The sequence below is a fragment of the uncultured Maribacter sp. genome (assembly GCF_963975365.1).
Taxonomy (GTDB): Bacteria; Bacteroidota; Bacteroidia; order Flavobacteriales; family Flavobacteriaceae; genus Maribacter.
Genome location: NZ_CAXBGF010000004.1, coordinates 151,012 through 169,762, shown reverse-complemented (window position 1 = coordinate 169,762; position 18,751 = coordinate 151,012). Strand labels below are relative to the sequence as shown.

15 protein-coding genes are annotated in these 18,751 nt (G+C 36.5%); 9 read left to right on the top strand and 6 right to left on the bottom strand.

The annotated features are described in order from the left end of the window. Nucleotides 1-15: 15 nt before the first annotated feature. Genes AACZ49_RS06910 through AACZ49_RS06900 form a run of 3 tightly spaced genes read right to left on the bottom strand, consistent with a single transcriptional unit; the run spans nucleotide 16 to nucleotide 6,402 of the window. Nucleotides 16-1,785: a M28 family peptidase gene (locus AACZ49_RS06910; protein WP_339652911.1), complete on the bottom strand. Its 1,770-nt coding sequence runs from the start codon at nucleotides 1,783-1,785 to the stop codon at nucleotides 16-18. Then, a complete protein-coding gene (locus tag AACZ49_RS06905; RefSeq protein ID WP_339652910.1) occupies nucleotides 1,773-3,224 on the bottom strand; it encodes a M20/M25/M40 family metallo-hydrolase in 1,452 nt (483 codons plus the stop codon). Before AACZ49_RS06905 ends, AACZ49_RS06910 begins: the two co-directional genes overlap by 13 nt. 16 nt (nucleotides 3,225-3,240) lie before the next feature. Beyond that, a complete protein-coding gene (locus tag AACZ49_RS06900) occupies nucleotides 3,241-6,402 on the bottom strand; it encodes a glycosyl hydrolase (RefSeq protein ID WP_339652909.1) in 3,162 nt (1,053 codons plus the stop codon). 148 nt (nucleotides 6,403-6,550) lie between these two features. On the opposite strand from AACZ49_RS06900, the gene AACZ49_RS06895 reads away from it, so the two are divergent. Genes AACZ49_RS06895 through AACZ49_RS06885 form a run of 3 tightly spaced genes read left to right on the top strand, consistent with a single transcriptional unit; the run spans nucleotide 6,551 to nucleotide 8,806 of the window. Beyond that, a complete protein-coding gene (locus tag AACZ49_RS06895) occupies nucleotides 6,551-7,843 on the top strand; it encodes an aminopeptidase P family protein (RefSeq protein ID WP_339652907.1) in 1,293 nt (430 codons plus the stop codon). Nucleotides 7,844-7,852: 9 nt separating this feature from the next. Beyond that, a complete protein-coding gene (locus tag AACZ49_RS06890) occupies nucleotides 7,853-8,623 on the top strand; it encodes an exodeoxyribonuclease III (protein WP_339652904.1) in 771 nt (256 codons plus the stop codon). 3 nt (nucleotides 8,624-8,626) lie between these two features. After that, nucleotides 8,627-8,806 (top strand): hypothetical protein, encoded by a 180-nt coding sequence (locus AACZ49_RS06885; protein WP_339652902.1) that lies wholly within the window; start codon nucleotides 8,627-8,629, stop codon nucleotides 8,804-8,806. A gap of 1 nt (nucleotide 8,807) precedes the next feature. Here the strand turns inward: AACZ49_RS06885 and AACZ49_RS06880 are convergent, their stop codons facing one another. Beyond that, entirely contained in the window at nucleotides 8,808-10,085 is a 1,278-nt protein-coding gene (locus tag AACZ49_RS06880; RefSeq protein WP_339652900.1) for a branched-chain amino acid transport system II carrier protein, read from the bottom strand. Nucleotides 10,086-10,337: 252 nt separating this feature from the next. On the opposite strand from AACZ49_RS06880, the gene AACZ49_RS06875 reads away from it, so the two are divergent. Beyond that, a complete protein-coding gene (locus AACZ49_RS06875) occupies nucleotides 10,338-10,556 on the top strand; it encodes a hypothetical protein (protein WP_339652898.1) in 219 nt (72 codons plus the stop codon). Nucleotides 10,557-10,564: 8 nt separating this feature from the next. On the opposite strand, the gene thiL is transcribed toward AACZ49_RS06875, so the two are convergent. Then, a complete protein-coding gene (gene thiL / locus AACZ49_RS06870; protein WP_339652896.1) occupies nucleotides 10,565-11,611 on the bottom strand; it encodes a thiamine-phosphate kinase in 1,047 nt (348 codons plus the stop codon). 91 nt (nucleotides 11,612-11,702) lie between these two features. Next, the gene (locus AACZ49_RS06865; protein WP_339652895.1) at nucleotides 11,703-13,160 is read right to left on the bottom strand and encodes a Gfo/Idh/MocA family oxidoreductase; all 1,458 of its coding nucleotides are present in this window, start codon (nucleotides 13,158-13,160) and stop codon (nucleotides 11,703-11,705) included. Between the two features lie 140 nt (nucleotides 13,161-13,300). Here AACZ49_RS06865 and AACZ49_RS06860 point away from each other — a divergent pair, with 140 nt between their 5' ends. The 5 genes from AACZ49_RS06860 (at nucleotide 13,301) to AACZ49_RS06840 (ending at nucleotide 18,749) form a co-directional block, all read left to right on the top strand. After that, entirely contained in the window at nucleotides 13,301-14,557 is a 1,257-nt protein-coding gene (locus AACZ49_RS06860; protein ID WP_339652892.1) for a choice-of-anchor B family protein, read from the top strand. Between the two features lie 2 nt (nucleotides 14,558-14,559). Then, entirely contained in the window at nucleotides 14,560-15,903 is a 1,344-nt protein-coding gene (locus AACZ49_RS06855) for a hypothetical protein (protein WP_339652890.1), read from the top strand. Nucleotides 15,904-16,029: 126 nt separating this feature from the next. Then, entirely contained in the window at nucleotides 16,030-16,359 is a 330-nt protein-coding gene (locus AACZ49_RS06850) for an iron-sulfur cluster assembly accessory protein (RefSeq protein ID WP_068480363.1), read from the top strand. Nucleotides 16,360-16,405: 46 nt separating this feature from the next. Further along, nucleotides 16,406-17,851: a Fe-S cluster assembly protein SufB gene (gene sufB, locus AACZ49_RS06845; RefSeq protein ID WP_339652888.1), complete on the top strand. Its 1,446-nt coding sequence runs from the start codon at nucleotides 16,406-16,408 to the stop codon at nucleotides 17,849-17,851. A 25-nt stretch (nucleotides 17,852-17,876) separates the two neighbouring features. Further along, entirely contained in the window at nucleotides 17,877-18,749 is an 873-nt protein-coding gene (locus AACZ49_RS06840) for an N-acyl homoserine lactonase family protein (RefSeq protein WP_339652886.1), read from the top strand. The last annotated feature ends 2 nt before the right edge of the window (nucleotides 18,750-18,751 follow it).

Here is an 18,751-nt window from a genome sequence, read left to right as displayed (position 1 = left end):
ATAGAAGTATAAAACCTAATCGGCAGATAATTTGGCCAATGACTTTTCCATTGCTTTAAATTTTGATTCAATTTTTAATTGTGCATTTTTAATTTGCTCAATTGTAGTATTGTTAGAGTTTTCTAAAACATCGCTAGTCGAAGAAATAGCGGTAATATACCAATCCTTCCAAGCTTTTAAAATAAGTAGTTGGCTTGGTACTTTTTCACCATTTTCTATAGCTTTTAGACTCAAATTAAATTCAGATTCTAGCCGAGAAATAGCTTGTTGTTTTAGTATTGAAATTAGTTCAATGGCAAAATTTGAATTTGCATTCACCAATTCTAATCCGCTGACTAAAGCGGCAGTACCTACATTTTTCAATGTTTCTTGAGATACTTTATCTATTCGGTCATTATCGGTATGGTAAAATTGATCTTTAAAGTGCCAAAGCAAAAGCCCGGGAATATTGGCTTGTAAAAACGGAGTATGATCACTACCGCCTTCGAAAGGATTGGTTTCTACTTTCCAATCAGCAAATGTTCCTTGCTTTTTAAAGTTGCTAATTATAAAATCGTTGAGGTAATGCGGCTTCATGTCTTCTATGGATAAAACCTCGCCACCCCATTCAGTGTGCTTGTCGTTGCCTCTTGTATAAATAGCACTAGGGTCGGGCATTTTTTCTATTAAAAAAGTGCCCCCTGTTACATCTGTATTTTCACCCACCATATCTAAACTTATACCCCATTTTATATCCTTCGTTCTTTGTGGGGCTTCTTCTATATATCTGCGTGTAGAAATTATTTCATCTCCCCATAAAAAGGTCATACTACGGTTAAGTTCAATTTTATGCTCCTTGAATAAATTTGCAGCTACTTTTGCCATTTCTAACTGAGCACCTACACCAGTAGCATTATCATTAGCCCCAGGTTCTTGAATATGTGCGCTAAATACCAATCGCTCATCTGGATTTTTCGCTCCTTTAATTGTTGCCACAATGGTTAGTTCTTCAGATGGGTATCGTTTGGTTTGGATGTTTACCAATACTTCAGTCTTTCCTTTTTTTAAATGCTTAATTATTCTTTCTTTTGCCTCGAAGGAAAGTGCAATACCCCAAAAAGTTGAAGCATCTTCAGCGGGCAAACTTCTAAACTGTATAGAGGTTTTGTTTTTTTCTGGTTGTAAATAATTAGGATTATCATATGAGATAATACCTAAGGCACCTTTTTCATTGGCTGACTTATATAAGCGTCTTGCGCCTATTTTTGTGAAAATCACTTTTCCACTTACAGAAAGTGTTTCTAATTCATCAATAGATTTTATCCAAACTACTTCAGCTTTTATACCATTTTTAGATGTTGATGCAGAATTCAAATAGGTCATATTTCTATTTGTTTCCGACTTCAAAACAGGTTTATCCTCACCAAAGATTTGTAACGAGGCTGAAACGGGTTCCCAAGTGTTATGGTCCATGGCTCTTTTTTCAATGCGATAGGTAAAACGATCAGTTGATGTTGCTTCGTCTTCCAGTATATACCCTGCAGCTTTTAAAGTATCTGCAATTAGATAGATAGTTTTGTTAAATCCGGTATTGCCGACTACACGCCAATAATCTTCTACAAAATCTGTGGTTTCATAGGCTAATTGCCCAGTAAATTCAGGGCGAACCAATTCAAAATAATCAATTGTGGTTTCTTTCGAATGTTGAGAGCATCCTGTTAAAAAAGAAAAGCAGAGTATTAAGGGAATAATACCCTGCTTAAATAATTTTCTTTTAAAATGTTCTATGAAATTTATTCCTCCCATTTCCAGTCGTTACCTATAATCAATTTCTCTTTTAAATTATTTTTGATCATGAATTCTTTGGTCGTCTCGCTGTCCATTTTAGTTGCTGGCAATTTATCAGCATTTGCTAAAGAATACAGCATCATGGTACCAAAACGAGCTGTATTGGTCATGTGATCTTCATTTACTAAATTGAAATCATCACAATCAGAATGATAGCAACCATAAATAGAACGGTCCAAATTACTATTTACAGATAAAATCGGAACACCTTCTAACATAAAAGGTTGGTGGTCGCTATGCAGACCAGACTTGTTAGAAAATGTGTTTTGATAGATGGTGTCTTGTTGCTGAATAGCGGCGCCTAAATCTTTAAAAAAATTCTCATCATCTAATTTTCCGCCAGCGTTCATCCCAATTGGATTACCCGACATATCTAGGTTCATCATATATTTAATATGCTCTATCGTATTGTTTTCAATGGCTTGCTCTACTAAAAACTTGCTGCCAAGAAGCCCTTGTTCCTCACCCATGAACATTACGAATTTTACTGTCCGCTTAGGTTGTAGGGTATTTGCCTTAAAAGCTCTTGCGATATCAATAACTGCAAAAGATCCAATACCGTTATCGATGGCACCTGTGGCTAAATCCCAAGAATCTAAATGGCCGCCAATAACAATTTGTTCTTCCGATATTGTAGTTCCAGGCAATGTAGCTACGACATTTCTTGCTTTAATAACATTGCTTGTATTCGTCATTGCTATTTCTGCAGTGGCTTTTTTAGTTTTTAATGAATCTTTTAATGCCATTCCGTCTTCTTTACCAATACAAACCGCAGGAATTGGAATTAACTCTCCGGTTACAGATGCTGTTCCAGTCAAAAGAACTCCGTTATTTACTTGATTAATGATTATGATACCAATGGCGCCATATTTTATTGCTAATGCTGCTTTTTCACTACGGTGAAGATTGGTTAAGCCTTCTTCGCTTTCGGGTAAAATATTGATATATGCTAAGGCAATATTTCCTTTAACCGCATCTGGGTCGGCAGCATAGTCCGCTTCTAAACCATTACCCATATCAACAATTTCTCCTGTTACCATAGCTTCAATTGGTGAGTGACCCAAAGTCACAACCTTAATGTCCTTTTCATTTATTTTCAAAGAAACATTTCCTCTTGCCCATGCCTCCACTTCGAAAGTCTGGAAAGCAACATCTTCAAATCCGTATTCTTTAAACTTATTGAAGGTGTATTCTTCTGCTTTTGCACCATTAGATGATCCTGTTAATCTATGCCCAATGGTTTCGGTGGCCTCTTTTAAAGTGCTATACCCTTTTGAATTTTCCTTGATTTCGGTATCTATTCGAGCAAATAAATCAGCTTGTGACTCTTCTTTTTTGGTTTCACTGCATGAAATTATTATGAGAGCTAATAAGGTAATAAAAATGGGTTTCTTCATGTTTTGATTTATTAAGTTAGGATTTTATTTTTTTGTTATTTTTAATTAGCAATTCACTTTTTTTCAATTGTACATTCAATTTTTTGATGTCAACATTTATAAATTTTTTGAATTTTATATCCACATCTTTTAAACGTTTGTTGAAAATAGCATATACTTCTCTCTGTTGATCTGTAGGTTTGAAGTCGGCCCCATATCCGCCAATATCACTGGCCAGGGCACTTAGTCTTCCGTATAGTTTCATGGGTGATCTAAAAGCATCTTCTCGCGCCCCTGTTAATTGAATGTCATAAAGTGAGGCAACAATAGTTTCTGCCACTTTTCTTAATTCTTCAGATTTTTTAAAATCGGAAGTACGTTCTAGTTTGGGAATTATTTCGTTTAACTCAGCCCTAATCGTTTCAATTTCGTTTATCATGGTAACAGCGAGGTTCATGGCATCTCGCAGTTCTAATGAGAACGCTACTTGTTCTGTTAATTCTTCTATACTTGCTTCTGAATTCGGATCTTTTACAACCTCTAATTCACGAATAAATTCTTCCTCACCTACAATCAATTTTATCTTATAATTTTTAGGTACTACTCTTGGGCCGAATTGACCGCGCCACAAATCTAAATCCCAAGTAACTAAAGGGCGCCATCCTTCACCATTTAGTTGTACCCATGGTCTTCCTGAAGGTGTGGTCTGTAACTTTGCAGAATAGGTTGGCTCATATCTCAAATCCCATATTACCCGATGTATACCTGCATTCTGTTCGCCTTTTAAGGTTCTGATAACTTCATTGTTATCGGTTAATACTTGAATTTCTACTTTTTGACTGGTACTATCCTTTATATAATAATGGATATCTGCCCCGTAAGCTGGGTTGGTTCCGGAGTTTAAACTTGGCCCATCCGTTTTTATACTTTGTTGGTCTATAAACCGATATGCTGGTCGTAGACTAAATAAATGTGCTGATTTATTTTTTGCATCTATGTCGAATTCACGTAATGGGGCAACATTGTCTAAGATGTAATAACCACGGCCATAGGTACCCAAAACTAAATCATCAAACCGTTCTTGTATCTCAAGCCAATAGACAGGTACCGGTGGCAAGTTATTACGAAAACGCATCCAGTTATCACCATCATCGTAGCTTATATAAAGACCATTGTCAACGCCGAGGTATAACATGCCTTCTCTTTTGGGGTCTTCTTTTATTACATGTGCAAAACTGTGCACTGATTTTGGGACAGAAGAACTTATCAATTTCCACGTTAAACCATAATCTTCCGTTTTATATACATAAGGAGCAAAATCCCCCATTTGATGTAAGTCTACCGTGATATATGCAGATCCTTTTTTAAAACGTGATATTTCAATATTGGCAATGGTACCCCATTTAGGTAAATTCGGAATATTTGCTGTTACATTGATCCAATTTGAACCTCCGTTTTTAGTTAAATGAACCTGTCCGTCATTACTGCCGGTCCATATTAAGCCTGGTTCTAACTCAGATTCTTTAATGCTGAATAATACCGAACCATCAAAGGTCATCAGGTTATCAACGGCTATACCTCCAGAATTTTGCTGGTGTGTTTTATCATTCAACGTTAAATCAGGACTTATAACTTGCCAGCTTTGACCTCCATCATCACTTTTATGAACGTATTGGCTACCTACATAAACTCGATGTTTGGTATGTGGTGAAAAGGCCAATGGAAAATTCCAATGCCATCGATATTTTAATTTACCCGGCTCCCAACCATAACCTGCCTCTGGCCAAACACGAACATCACGAACATGACCTGTTTTTGCATTGTATCGTTGTAAACCTCCGTCATAACAACCAGACCATACTATATCATTATCAAAAGGATCTGGTTGGGCGAAGCCGCTTTCGCACCCTCCTACACCTTGCCATAAGCCTAAAGGAATATAACCTTGCCTACTATTGCTTGGTCCTTTATAAGAATAGCCATCTTGTCGATTACCATAAACGTTGTAAGGAATCTGATCATCTACGGAAACATGATACATTTGTGCAATAGGCAGCACGATGCGTTGAAAAGTCTCACCATGATTCATACTAATACTTGCACCACCATCATGAGCGACCATTATTCGGTCGGCATTCGTGGGGTCTATCCAAATATCATGATTATCACCTCCTGCACTATACCCTCCTTTAGTTGTCTTGCCACCGTCTTTTGAAATACTAAACTTTACACTAGCAAAATATAACTCGTTTGGGTCTGTAGTAGATACCGCCATTCGAGTATAATAAGGGGCTCTTTCTGCTATATCGTGATTTCGGGTTTGTAAAGTCCAAGTTTCTCCAAAATCTTCGGAACGGTATAATGCCGGACTTTCAATTTCAAAAAGAGCATAAACGATATTTGAATTTGAATGGGAAATGGCAACCGCCGTTTTACCTACGGGATTTTCTTTACCTCCAGGAAGTCCCTTTTTATGAAGTGGTTCCCAATTTTCGCCACCATCTGTTGTTCTATATACGCCGCCTCCAGGACCTCCACTATTTAATCCCCAAGTATTTATTTGTATAGACCACATACCCACTAATAGGCGATCAGGATTTTGTGGGTCTATAGCTAGCTCGGCTGCACCGGTGTTTTCATCTATGAAAAATATGCGTTTCCAAGTTTCACCACCATCTACCGTTTTATAAACGCCACGTTCTTGTTGTTTTCCATACGTATGGCCTAATGCTGCAGCGTATATGATGTCAGGATTAGTAGGATGCACGATTACGCGACCAATGCGACCCGTTTTTTCCAGACCCATATTTTTCCAGGTCTTTCCGCCGTCTATAGATTTATAGATACCATCACCCATGGAATGAGCAGGTCTAATAACAAAAGTTTCACCAGTACCGATCCACACAATATCTGGATTGGTCGGTGTTATCGCCAAGGATCCTATAGAAGATACCTCTTGATCATCAAAAATTGGGTTCCAAGTACTACCTGCATCGGTCGTTTTCCATAACCCGCCAGATGCTGCTCCAATATAGGTCGTCATTGGGTCTTCTGGTATTCCTGCAATTGCAATGGTACGATTGCCTTCAGGACCGATAAATCGAAATTCTAGATTTTCAAAAATAGAACTTTGAGTTTGGGCTAGTGTAGATAAGAATACTAAAAAAAATAGTGGTGTAAGAAGAAGCCTATTTTTCATTAGTTATCAGTTTTTAGGTTGAGACACACAAGTTAACTAATTAGCATCTAAATGTTATAATATTGTTCGATAGGAATTTCATAATTAAATACTCTATTTTCTAGTCAAACAATACTTAATCCGTAATTTTATATTAAAATGTAGATTCATGAAATACGATCAAATACCCAATTCGTTATTTATAAAGAACCGAAAGAAATTTATGGACCGCATGCATTCTAAAAGCATTGCCGTTTTTAATTCGAATGATATTTACCCTATAAGTGCCGATAGTGTATTGCCTTTTGAGCAACATAGAGATATTTTTTACTTGTCAGGGGCTGATCAAGAAGAGACTATTTTAGTGCTGTACCCAGATTCTATAAATAAAAATAACCGTGAAATCTTATTCGTAAGAGAGACGAACGACCATATCGCTGTTTGGGAAGGTGAAAAATTGACGAAAGAAAAAGCGACCGAGATTTCTGGTATTCAAAATATTCAATGGTTAAAGGACTTTGATAAAGTATTCTTTGATTTGATGACCGAAGCAGAAACGATTTACTTCAATACCAATGAGCATTATAGGCAGGCTGTAGAAACGGAAACCAGAGAAGATCGTTTTATTAAAAAATATAAGCAACAATTTCCAGCGCATCGTGTTGCAAAAAGTAATCCTATTCTACAGGAAATACGTGGCATAAAGGAGCCCGAAGAATTAGAATTGATGCAAACGGCATGTAATATTACAGAGAAAGGCTTTCGAAGATTACTTGGTTTTGTAAAACCTGGGGTCATGGAATATGAGATAGAGGCAGAATTAATTCATGAATTTGTGAGTAATTGTTCTAAAGGATTTGCGTACCCACCAATAATTGCTTCTGGTAACAATGCAAATGTATTGCACTATTTAGAGAATAACAGACCTTGTAATAATGGAGATTTAATCTTGATGGATGTTGCTGCAGAATATGCGAATTACTCAAGTGATTTAACGAGAACCATACCTGTGAACGGGAAATTCACCAAACGACAAAAAGAGGTGTATAATGCTGTTTTACGCGTAAAAGATGATGCCACTAAAATGTTGGTCCCTGGTACGCTTTGGGCAGAATACCATAAAGAATGTGGTAAACTAATGACATCTGAATTATTAGGATTGGGCTTATTGGATAAAGCAGATGTGCAAAATGAAAACCCAGATTGGCCTGCGTATAAAAAATATTTCATGCATGGCACAAGTCATCATATCGGTTTAAATACCCATGATTATGGCGCATTGAAAACACCAATGGAAGCAAATATGGTATTTACGGTTGAACCGGGAATATATATTCCGGCAGAAAATATGGGAATCCGATTAGAAGATGATGTAGTAATTCAAGAAAAGGGAGAACCTTTTAATCTTATGGCGAACATACCTATTAAGGCAGATGAGATTGAAGAATTGATGAACAAATAATACCAGAGAATGAAATTAGTATCATGGAACGTTAATGGCATAAGGGCTTCTGTAAAAAAAGGATTTGAAGATATTGTTAAAGATTTTGACGCTGATATTTTTTGCGTTCAAGAAACCAAGGCGCAAGACGATCAAGTGAGTGAAGCATTAAAAAATGTAAGTGGTTATGAGCTATACACTAATAGTGCTGATAAAAAGGGATATTCCGGTACAGGAATTTTGACAAAGCTAAAGCCTGTTCAATTTAAAAGGGACATGGGTATTGCTGAGCATGATTTAGAAGGCCGTATCACCCATTCTGAATTTGAGCACTTTCATTTAGTTAATGTATATATTCCTAATAGTGGGAATGGACTTAAGCGATTGGATTATAGAGCAGGATGGGACAAGGCTTTTACGAATTATCTAAAAGAATTGTCAAAAACGAAACCGTTGATTATTACAGGCGACTTTAATGTTGCACATACTGAAAATGATCTTGCCAATCCCAAAAGCAATTATAATAAAACATCTGGCTTTACACAGGTAGAAATTGATGGGTTCGATCATATGTTAAACGAATTGAATTTGGTGGATAGTTTTAGAAAATTACATCCAACTACATTTGATAAGTATACTTTTTGGAGTATGAGAGGTGGGGCAAGAAGTAGAAATGTAGGTTGGCGTCTAGATTATTTTTTGGTCAGTGAATCTATTTGGGATAAAGTGAAATCTGCTCAAATTCATGATCAAGTTATGGGGAGTGATCATTGCCCTATAAGTTTAGAAATAGAATTTTAGAATATGGGGTTATTCTTATTAATTCAAGAAGCTTCTGAAATTGAAAAAAAGATGCAGGAAGCACCTGACAATTCTTATGAAATTGGTGTGGCTATTGGAACCTACCTTCCTTTTGTTGTACTCGTTTTAATAGCTTATGCTTTTTACTACTATTCGAAAAAGAAAAAAAGCCGGGAGTTGTAATTTACGCTGATTTAGCTTTTGTAACAATATTGGTTACTATAAACAGCAACAAAGCCGGCAATACCCATCCTAAACTATATTGCTGAAGCGGTATCCATGAAAATGTATCTGCTGAAGGAGCGATAGCCCTAATACTTCCCAAGAAATCTGGAACACTAAATAAGATAGTCGCTATGGTAACAGTTTTAAAAACTAAAGGTGACGCATACTTTTCTGGCACTACATTTAGTAATATTAAAATGATAGTAATAGGGTAGATGAACATTAACGATGGTAAAGCCACAGCGATAATATATCCTACATTAAATTGGCCCATTAACACACCTAATACACTCCCTACGATAGCTGTAATCGTATATGCTAATTGAGAGTCATTAAATCTCGACCTTACAAAATCGGCTGTTCCCGTAACTATACCCACTGCAGTTGTAAAACAAGCGACACCTACTAATATGCTTAAAAATAAATTTCCTACATTACCCAAGCTATTTATGGCCAAACCAGATAACAAAGCTGTTCTTGTTGTGTCTGCATCAAAATAAGTATGTGAGAGTGCTCCTGAAAGAATTAAACCCATATAAATTAAAAATAGGGCCAAGCCAGCTAACCATCCTGCACTACGTATTAAGGCTTTTTTGTCCTCATATGATGCATCGGTATGTCTTAAATTGATAGATATAATAATAACACCACCAACAACCACTGCGCCAATGGCATCAAATGTTTGGTAGCCTTCCAAAATACCATTAGTGAAAGGACTAGCAATAGTTGAAGGTCCAAATTCAAATGGGAAAGAGAACATAGTTATCCCGATAACAAAAACTAAAATCAGTATTATGGCTGGGGTTAAAAGTTTACCTAGAATGCCCAATATTTTTGACCGATTCATGGCGAAGACAAATACTATACCGAAATATATACTACTGGTAAACCAAGGAGAGATATCCCAATAGGGTTGAACCGCCATTTCGTGGGTAACCGAAGCGGTTCTTGGGCTTGGTAAGGCAATGGCAATGGCATAAATGAAAAAAGCATAAATCAAGCTAAAGGAGGGTGACACCTTTTTTCCAAAATCCATCAATGTACCTTGTAGTTTGGCATGTGCCAAAATGCCAAGAATCGGAATTGCCATTGCAGAAAGGCAAAATCCTATGGTTACTACTAGCCATTGATTCCCAGAATTAAAGCCTAATAATGGAGGTAGAATTAGATTGCCCGCTCCAAAGAAAAGGGAGAATAGGGCAAAGGCGGTAACGAGAATTTCCTTCTTCTTAAACATGGTTGCAAATTAAGTGAAAGATTATGAAATAACAGACATGCCGTGGTTTTTGATTTAGTAAGACACCAAAAAAAAGTAGATTGACAACATGTTAGGTAACACTCACAACAAATACTGGCGCAGTCAGTTAATATACAGTACTTTAATAAAAGGAAATTTAGCGTATGCGATTTCTCTAGTTATTTCAACCTAAAATATTAATCGCATTTTATCGATTTCCCAAATCGAAATTTTTGCTAAAAAACCTACAGCATGAAAAAAATATTCTGCAACATTTTCGGCCATCACTATTCCATTTCAAAAAAAGTGACCTCGCATATTAAAGAATACAAGTGTATTCACTGTCAAAAAGAAGTAACAACAGATGTTAGAGGAAACCTTTCCGCATTAACACCTGAATTACAGGATATCAACAGAACTTTAGAGCATATTTACCAAAGAAGACACACTGCTACACAACAGGTAGCTTAGTGATTTTTTTATTCGGTAAAAGAATTCCAACCCTGAGCGGTTAATGGAATCTTCGTATTATTCCTAGAAATTAAGAAAGCACCTTCTTCTTTACCCGTGGTATGCCCCACGACGGTTAAGTTAGGATTGCCCTTTATTTTCGGGAATTCTTTTTGGTCTATGGTGAACAATAACTCATAATCCTCGCCGCCACTTAAGGCGACAAGGGTGCTATCTACTTTAAACTCTTCACAGGCAGCAATTACTGTTGGGTCTAAAGGAATTTTATCTTCGTATACATCAATGCCTAGACCACTACTTTTGCTTAAATGTAAAATTTCAGAAGAAAGTCCGTCACTAATATCGATCATAGATGTAGGCCTTACATCTAATTTTTTCAATAATTCAATAATATCTTTTCTGGCTTCAGGTTTTAATTGACGTTCTATAATATAGGAGTAAGGTTCTAAATCTGGCTGATTATTTGGGTTTACCTTAAAAACTTCTTTTTCACGCTCCAAGACTTGAAGGCCCATATAAGCAGCGCCTAAATCACCCGAAACCACCAAGAGGTCGTTAGGTTTGGCACCAGATCTATAAGCAATATCTTCTTCATTTGCTTCACCTATTGCAGTTACACTAATCATTAATCCTGTTTTAGAAGAGGTGGTGTCACCACCCACTAAATCAACATTATACGTTTTGCATGCAGTTGCTATACCAGCATACAATTCTTCTAATGCTTCTAAGGGAAATCTATTGGAGACCGCAATAGAAATGGTTATTTGAGTGGCGGTAGCGTTCATGGCATAAATATCTGATAGATTTACCATTACTGCTTTGTAGCCTAAATGTTTTAAGGGCATATAGCTGAGGTCGAAATGTACTCCTTCAATTAACAAGTCAGTGCTTATGACTGTCTTTTTATTTCTAAAATCTAAAACTGTGGCATCATCACCAATACCTTTTGTAGTTGATTTTTGCTCATTCTTAAAATCTTTGGTAAGATGTTCTATAAGGCCAAATTCGCCTAATTTCTCTAAAGATGTCTTTTCTTGATTCTTGTCTTCTAGCATGCTGCAAAAATAAGAAGTAATACTAGACCAAGAACATAAAAAAAACCGAAGCTTTTCAGCTCCGGTTTTACTACTTAAATTTAGTTTAAATCTATCCTATTGAATAACCGTCTCTATAGGTACGCTTCACATATTTATTTGCGGGTTCAAAATTGGTAATTTTCATATTTGCGGCATCCCACTGTAAACGTTTTCTACCGTGGTATTGTTTACCACCACCCCAGAATCCTTGGTTTTCAACTGTAGGATCTACTTCGAAGTATGATTTTAAAGCCAAATTTCCAATAAGAATACTCTCTGTAAACGGTCCTGCATAGTCGAATGATGAACTGGTTTCAGCATTACCATAACCTGCCATACACGCATTTACCCATTGTAAATAATGACCCTCAGGAACACGCGCAATAGTTTGTTCTACTTCGAACTGTTCGTTTAAACTTAATGGAAGAAGTCTCGGGTTAGCTCCATAACAATCTGCCATTAATTTACCTTTGGTGCCAATAAATAAAACACCGCCATCCCAGTTTCCTAAAGCTTCTTCATCGCCTAACTCTTCTGGTCTTTCAGGTAGTAAACCACCATCCATCCAAGTAACTTTTATGTTGCCTTTTCCATCGGTTCTTGGGTAGCTTAAATGTATTTTGCTAGAGTTCGGGAAACTTTTTGGATAATCTTTGTATTCAAAATTTCCTTTAAAAGAATCTGAAACACTACATTCTACCGTGTCTGGGTACAATATTGGTAATATTCTATAAACAGGATCCATAATATGGCAAGCCATATCGCCTAGTGCTCCGGTACCAAAATCTGACCAACCTCTCCAGTCAAAAGGTAGGTATGCATTGTTATAATCCCGCATTGCAGCAGTGCCTAGCCAAAGATCCCAATTTAGTCCTTTTGGTATACGGTCTTTTTTGGTAGGTGTTTGTAATGCCTGGGGCCAGATAGCTCTGTTGGTCCAACATTTTACGGTATGTACTTCTCCTATAATACCGGTATCATAGATTTCTTTCATGGTGCGTACACCATCACCAGAACCACCTTGGTTGCCCATTTGTGTTACTACTTGGAATTTTTTAGCAGCTTCGGTAAGCATTCTTGCTTCCCAAATATCATGGGTCAATGGTTTCTGTACATAAACATGTTTCCCCATTGCCATTGCCTGGTAAGCTGCAACAGCATGGTTGTGGTCGGGAGTAGAAACAGATACCGCATCTATACTGTCTCCTTCTTTTTCAAGCATCTCTCTAAAATCACTGAAATAACTAGCTTTCGGGAACGCTTCTCTAGAGGCAATTGCTTGTCTGTCGTCAACATCACAAAGTGATACAATATTGACATTCGGACTCTCAGCAAAGGAGGCAATGTCACTTTGACCTTTTCCTCCAACACCAATACCTGCAATGTTTAGTTTATCGCTTGGGGCTATAAAACCAGGACCGCCCAAGACATGTCTTGGTACAATCATAAATCCGGCCGCCGCCATACCGGTATTTTTCATAAATTTTCGACGCGAGTTCTTTTTTAAATTCGTCTTTTTGTTTGACATAAAATGAAGTTGTTTTAGTTGTTTGATGATTTGGACTTCAAGATAATTCAATTAAGCCAATTACTTGAAGGTCATTGCAGTTTTATAATTATTGAAACAATGCAATTTGTATCTTTAAGTATTGAAATTAAATTAATTACATGAAAAAAGGACTTTGGTTTTTAACATATATTGTGATTTTCGGATGCTCTTCAGATGATAATATGGATATTGAGGTTGACGGCCAAATGGAAGAACAAGTAGAAGAAACGCCAACTTCAGAAAATAACACGACTGCCATTGTACCATGTGAAAATGGAATGGCGGGAATTTACCCTTGTAATGGATATGATTTAGTTGCCCATATTTCCCTAAGCGAAATGTCGGCAGAGGAAGGTAACGATATTTGGGGTTGGACAGATGCTGAAAGTGGCAAAGAATATGCCTTAATGGGTTTGGATAATGGAACCGCTTTTATAGATATATCGGATGCTGTAGAGCCTATTTTTCTAGGTAAGCTACCTACTGCTACAAGTTCGAGCTCTTGGAGAGATGTGAAAATTTATGGAGACTTTGCATATATCGTATCTGAAGCCGGTGGTCATGGCGTTCAAGTTTTTGATTTGAAAAGATTACGGAACCCAAGCAATTTTCCTCAAGAATTCTCAGCTGACGGGCGTTATACAGACTTGGGAAATGCACATAATATTGTAATTAATGAAACATCTGGTTTTGCGTATCCTGTAGGTACAAATAGAGATGACCAGTTTAATGGTGGTGTGCATTTTTTAAATCTTGAAAATCCTATAGTCCCTACTTTAGCTGGTGGTTGGGGTTTATATGGTTATACACACGACGCACAGGTAATTACCTATAATGGTCCTGATAACACCTATGTTGGCTCAGAAATATTTGTAGGTGCAAATGAGGATCAAGTAGTGGTTGTAGATATTACAGATAAGAATACTCCTGTAACTTTGGCTACATTGCCTTATCCAAATATCGGATACACGCATCAGGGTTGGTTTACAGAGGATCATCGCTATTTTATATTGGGAGACGAGTTAGATGAGGTACGGCAAGGTTTTAAAACACGTACCCTAATTTTTGATATGGTTGATTTAGAGAATCCGGTTTTACACTATACGTACTTAGGTTCAACAAATGCAATTGACCACAATGGCTATGTTTTAGGAGATGAATTTTTCTTAGCAAATTATACAGCGGGTGTCCGTGTTCTGGATATTACCGAAATTGAAAGTAAAACAATAGTGGAGAAGGCATTTTTTGATACCTATCCATCCAACAATAATACACAATTTGCCGGTGTTTGGAGTGTTTACCCTTATTTTGAAAGCGGTTATATTATCATTAGTGATATTAATAGTGGGTTTTTTATAATTCAAAAATCAAATTGATTATGAGAAAGGTACTTTTACTATTACTTGCTAGTATCATCTTTTCTTGTGCAAAAGAAGAAGCTGAAATTGCATTTAATTCTTTAAATACTGAATTTAAGGGAGAACTTGATTTTATAAAGAATTTTGGAGGTAGTGGTAATGAAAGCGCACAGGCAATTGTAAAAACCACTGACGGGGGGTTTGCAATTTTAGGATATACAGGAAGTACGAATGGTGATATCTCAATAAAAGCTGAAGAAGAAAATGATTATTGGTTATTGAAATTTGATGAAAATTCGAATTTGCAATGGAATAAAACCTACGGCGGAAGTAAAGATGATATTGGGCAAAGTCTATCTCAAACAAGTGATGGAGGATTTATTTTAACAGGCTATTCGATGAGCAGTGATGGCGACGCTTCAAATAACGAAGGTTTTCATGATAATTGGATTTTAAAGTTAGATGGTCTAGGGAATTTGGAATGGGAAAGTAGTTACGGTTTTTCAGGTCATGATCATTCGTACGATATACTTGAAGCCTCTCAAGGAGGATATTTTTTTACCGGATTTTTAGATATCACATCGGCTAGGGCAGATGGAAATACGGAAAAAGGTAATTCATTAACAAGTCATGGAGTAGGCGAATTTTGGGGAACTAAAATAGATGAAAAGGGTACCGTTCAATGGCGAGGTTATTTTGGAGGCACCAATAATGATCGGGCACATAGTGTTGTGCAATCGGTCGATGGCGGTTTTGTAATGGCTGGTTTTACGGAAAGTGATGATTTTGATATAAGTAATACCAATGGTAGCTACGATTTTTGGGTGGTTAAAGTAGATTCTTTTGGTAATCTAATTTGGGAACAGTCATTTGGAGGTGATGGTATTGAGGTTTCATATGATATTGCTAAAACGGCAGATAATGGTTTTGTAGTAGTAGGCAATACTTTTAGTGCCAATGGCGATATTTTAGTAAACCACGGAGAATCTGATATGTGGATGATTAAGCTTGATGAAGAAGGTAATTTGATTTGGGAACAAACCTATGGCGGTAGCCAGTTCGATTTGGCACAGGCTGTTGTTCAAAGTAAAGATGGGGGCTTCTTAATAACGGGTAATTCCAAAAGTGATGATAAGGACAGTTCTTTAAATAAGGGCGAAAATGATATTTGGTTGGTTAAAACCAATGCTTTTGGAGAACTAGTTTGGGAAAAATCTTTTGGAGGTTCTGGGCTCGATTTTGGCTTTGATCTTCTTGAAAACTCTGACGGTAGCATTTTTATTGTGGGTGAATCTTCAAGTACAGATTTCGGTTCAATATCTTCTAAAGGAAACTCAGACTTAATTCTTCTTAAAATCAAATAGTAAACTCCACTCATTTATCATAAGATTCTTTAATAGTTATATACGTTATAATAATGTTAGGTTCTATGGAAAAAACCTACTTATAACCTATATTTGTAAACTATTTAGATTAAATCTAGTTAATATATGATTCAAGTATCAGAAACAGCTAAACAGAAAGTCATCAACCTTATGACGGAAGAAGGTTTTGATGCGACAACGGATTATGTTCGTGTGGGTGTGAAAAGCGGCGGATGTAGCGGATTATCCTATGAGTTGAACTTTGACAACAAGAAGGATGATGCCGATAAGGTTTTTGAGGATAACAACGTTCGAATAATTGTCGACAAAAAGAGCTTTTTATATTTAGTAGGTACGGTCTTAGAATACTCAGGTGGCCTTAACGGTAAGGGTTTTGTTTTTAATAATCCTAATGCACAACGAACTTGTGGTTGTGGCGAGAGTTTTTCATTATAAATCGATAATTGTTAGTTGAGTAAAATCAATTGACCAATTAAACTATATGGCATATACAGAAGAAGAATTAAAAAAAGAATTGGAAACCAAAGAGTATGAGTATGGTTTCTATACAGATATTGAATCCGAAACGTTTCCAATTGGTTTAAGCGAAGAAATCGTTATTGCTATTTCCAAGAAAAAGGAAGAGCCAGAATGGATGACACTTTGGCGTCTTGAGGCTTTTAAATATTGGAAAGAAATGGTTGAGCCAGAGTGGGCCAATGTACATTATACAAAACCAGATTTTCAAGCTATTTCTTATTATTCGGCGCCTAAAAAGGCAGACCCAAACAAAACAATGGATGATGTTGATCCAGAATTGTTGGAGATGTATAAGAAATTGGGTATTTCTTTAGATGAGCAAAAGAAACTTCAGAATGTAGCGGTAGATATAGTTATGGACTCTGTTTCTGTTGCAACTACATTTAAAAAGACGTTAGCAGAAAAAGGAATTATTTTCTGTTCAATTTCAGAGGCTATAAAAGAACATCCTGAATTGGTAAAGAAATACATTGGTTCTGTAGTTCCACAACGAGATAATTTTTATGCAGCATTAAATTCCGCTGTATTTTCTGATGGTAGTTTCTGTTACATTCCCAAAGGCGTTCGTTGCCCAATGGAGCTTTCAACCTACTTTAGAATCAATCAGGCTGGTACAGGTCAGTTCGAGCGCACCTTGCTAATTGCTGATGAAGATAGTTATGTTAGTTATTTAGAAGGGTGTACCGCACCTTCAAGAGATGAAAATCAATTACATGCTGCTGTGGTTGAATTGATTGCCTTGGACGGAGCAGAAATTAAGTATTCAACCGTACAGAATTGGTTTCCTGGTGGTAAAGATGGTAAAGGAGGTGTTTACAACTTCGTTACTAAAAGAGCGATTTGCGAGAAAAATGCGAAGGTATCATGGACACAGGTTGAAACGGGATCTGCCGTTACTTGGAAATATCCATCTTGTATTTTAAAAGGGGATAATTCAATTGGTGAATTTTATTCAATTGCCGTGACCAATAATTACCAACAAGCTGACACGGGTACTAAAATGATCCATATTGGCAAGAATACAAGAAGTACCATTATTTCAAAAGGTATTTCTGCAGGAAAATCACAGAATAGTTACCGTGGTTTGGTTCAAGTAAATAGTAGAGCTGATAATGCACGTAACTTCTCACAGTGTGATTCACTTTTGATGGGTAACGAATGTGGAGCTCACACGTTTCCTTATATCGAAGCGAAGAACAAGTCTGCGATGATAGAGCATGAGGCTACAACCAGTAAAATTGGTGAAGATCAAATATTTTATTGTAACCAAAGAGGTATACCTACTGAAAAAGCTATTGCTCTAATCGTGAACGGATTTAGTAAAGAGGTTCTGAATAAATTACCAATGGAATTTGCTGTAGAAGCTCAAAAATTATTGGAAATCAGTTTAGAGGGTTCTGTAGGATAATTTTAACAATGCCTTTTTAAAAATAATGAAGAAGTTTTTAATCATAGTAGTTCTCGTTACTGCCTTTAGTTGCAAGGAAAATAAAAGCAAAACTAAAGAGGCTCATACTGCTGAAGTAGTAGTTAAGCCAGAGGTGAAATTATACACCTTTAATGGTGGAACTGTACTTGTGAATAATTTGGAATTGTTTTCTCAAGATACTACCTACCAAGGTCAGACTAAAGAATTTGCAGATCCTTTTTATGTGATTAGCCATCCGAAAGGAAATTTAATGTGGGATGCCGGTTTACCAGAAGGTTTAATTGCTATGGGTGAACCTTTTACTGAGCCTAGTGGAGCATTTACAGTTTCTAGAAAAGATTCTGTTATAAATCAGCTGAAAAGCATTGGTATGATTCCATCCGATATTAAATATATTGCATTATCTCACACTCATTTTGATCACAGTGGTCATGCTAATGTATTTAAAAATGCTACGTGGTTGGTTCAAAGTACAGAGTACGATTTTATTACCAGTGAAGAATCACAGAAAAATAATACTGATAATTATAATGCCATTAAAGAATTGAAGAACCCTCAAAAGCTTAATGGTGAGTACGATGTGTTTGGTGATGGCACTGTGGTTATCAAATCTATGCCTGGTCATACACCAGGTCATCAAGTACTGTTTTTAGATTTAGCTGAAAATGGACCAGTATTATTAACAGGAGATTTGTATCACTTATATGAAAACAGAGAACATAGAGGTGTTCCTATTTTTAATTTTAATGTTGAACAGACATTAAATAGCATGAACGAATTTGAAGCACTAGCTAAAGAAAGCAATGCAAAGGTTTACATGCAGCATTCAAAAGAAGATTTTAATAAAATGCCTAAGGCGCCAGAATATTTAAAGTAACA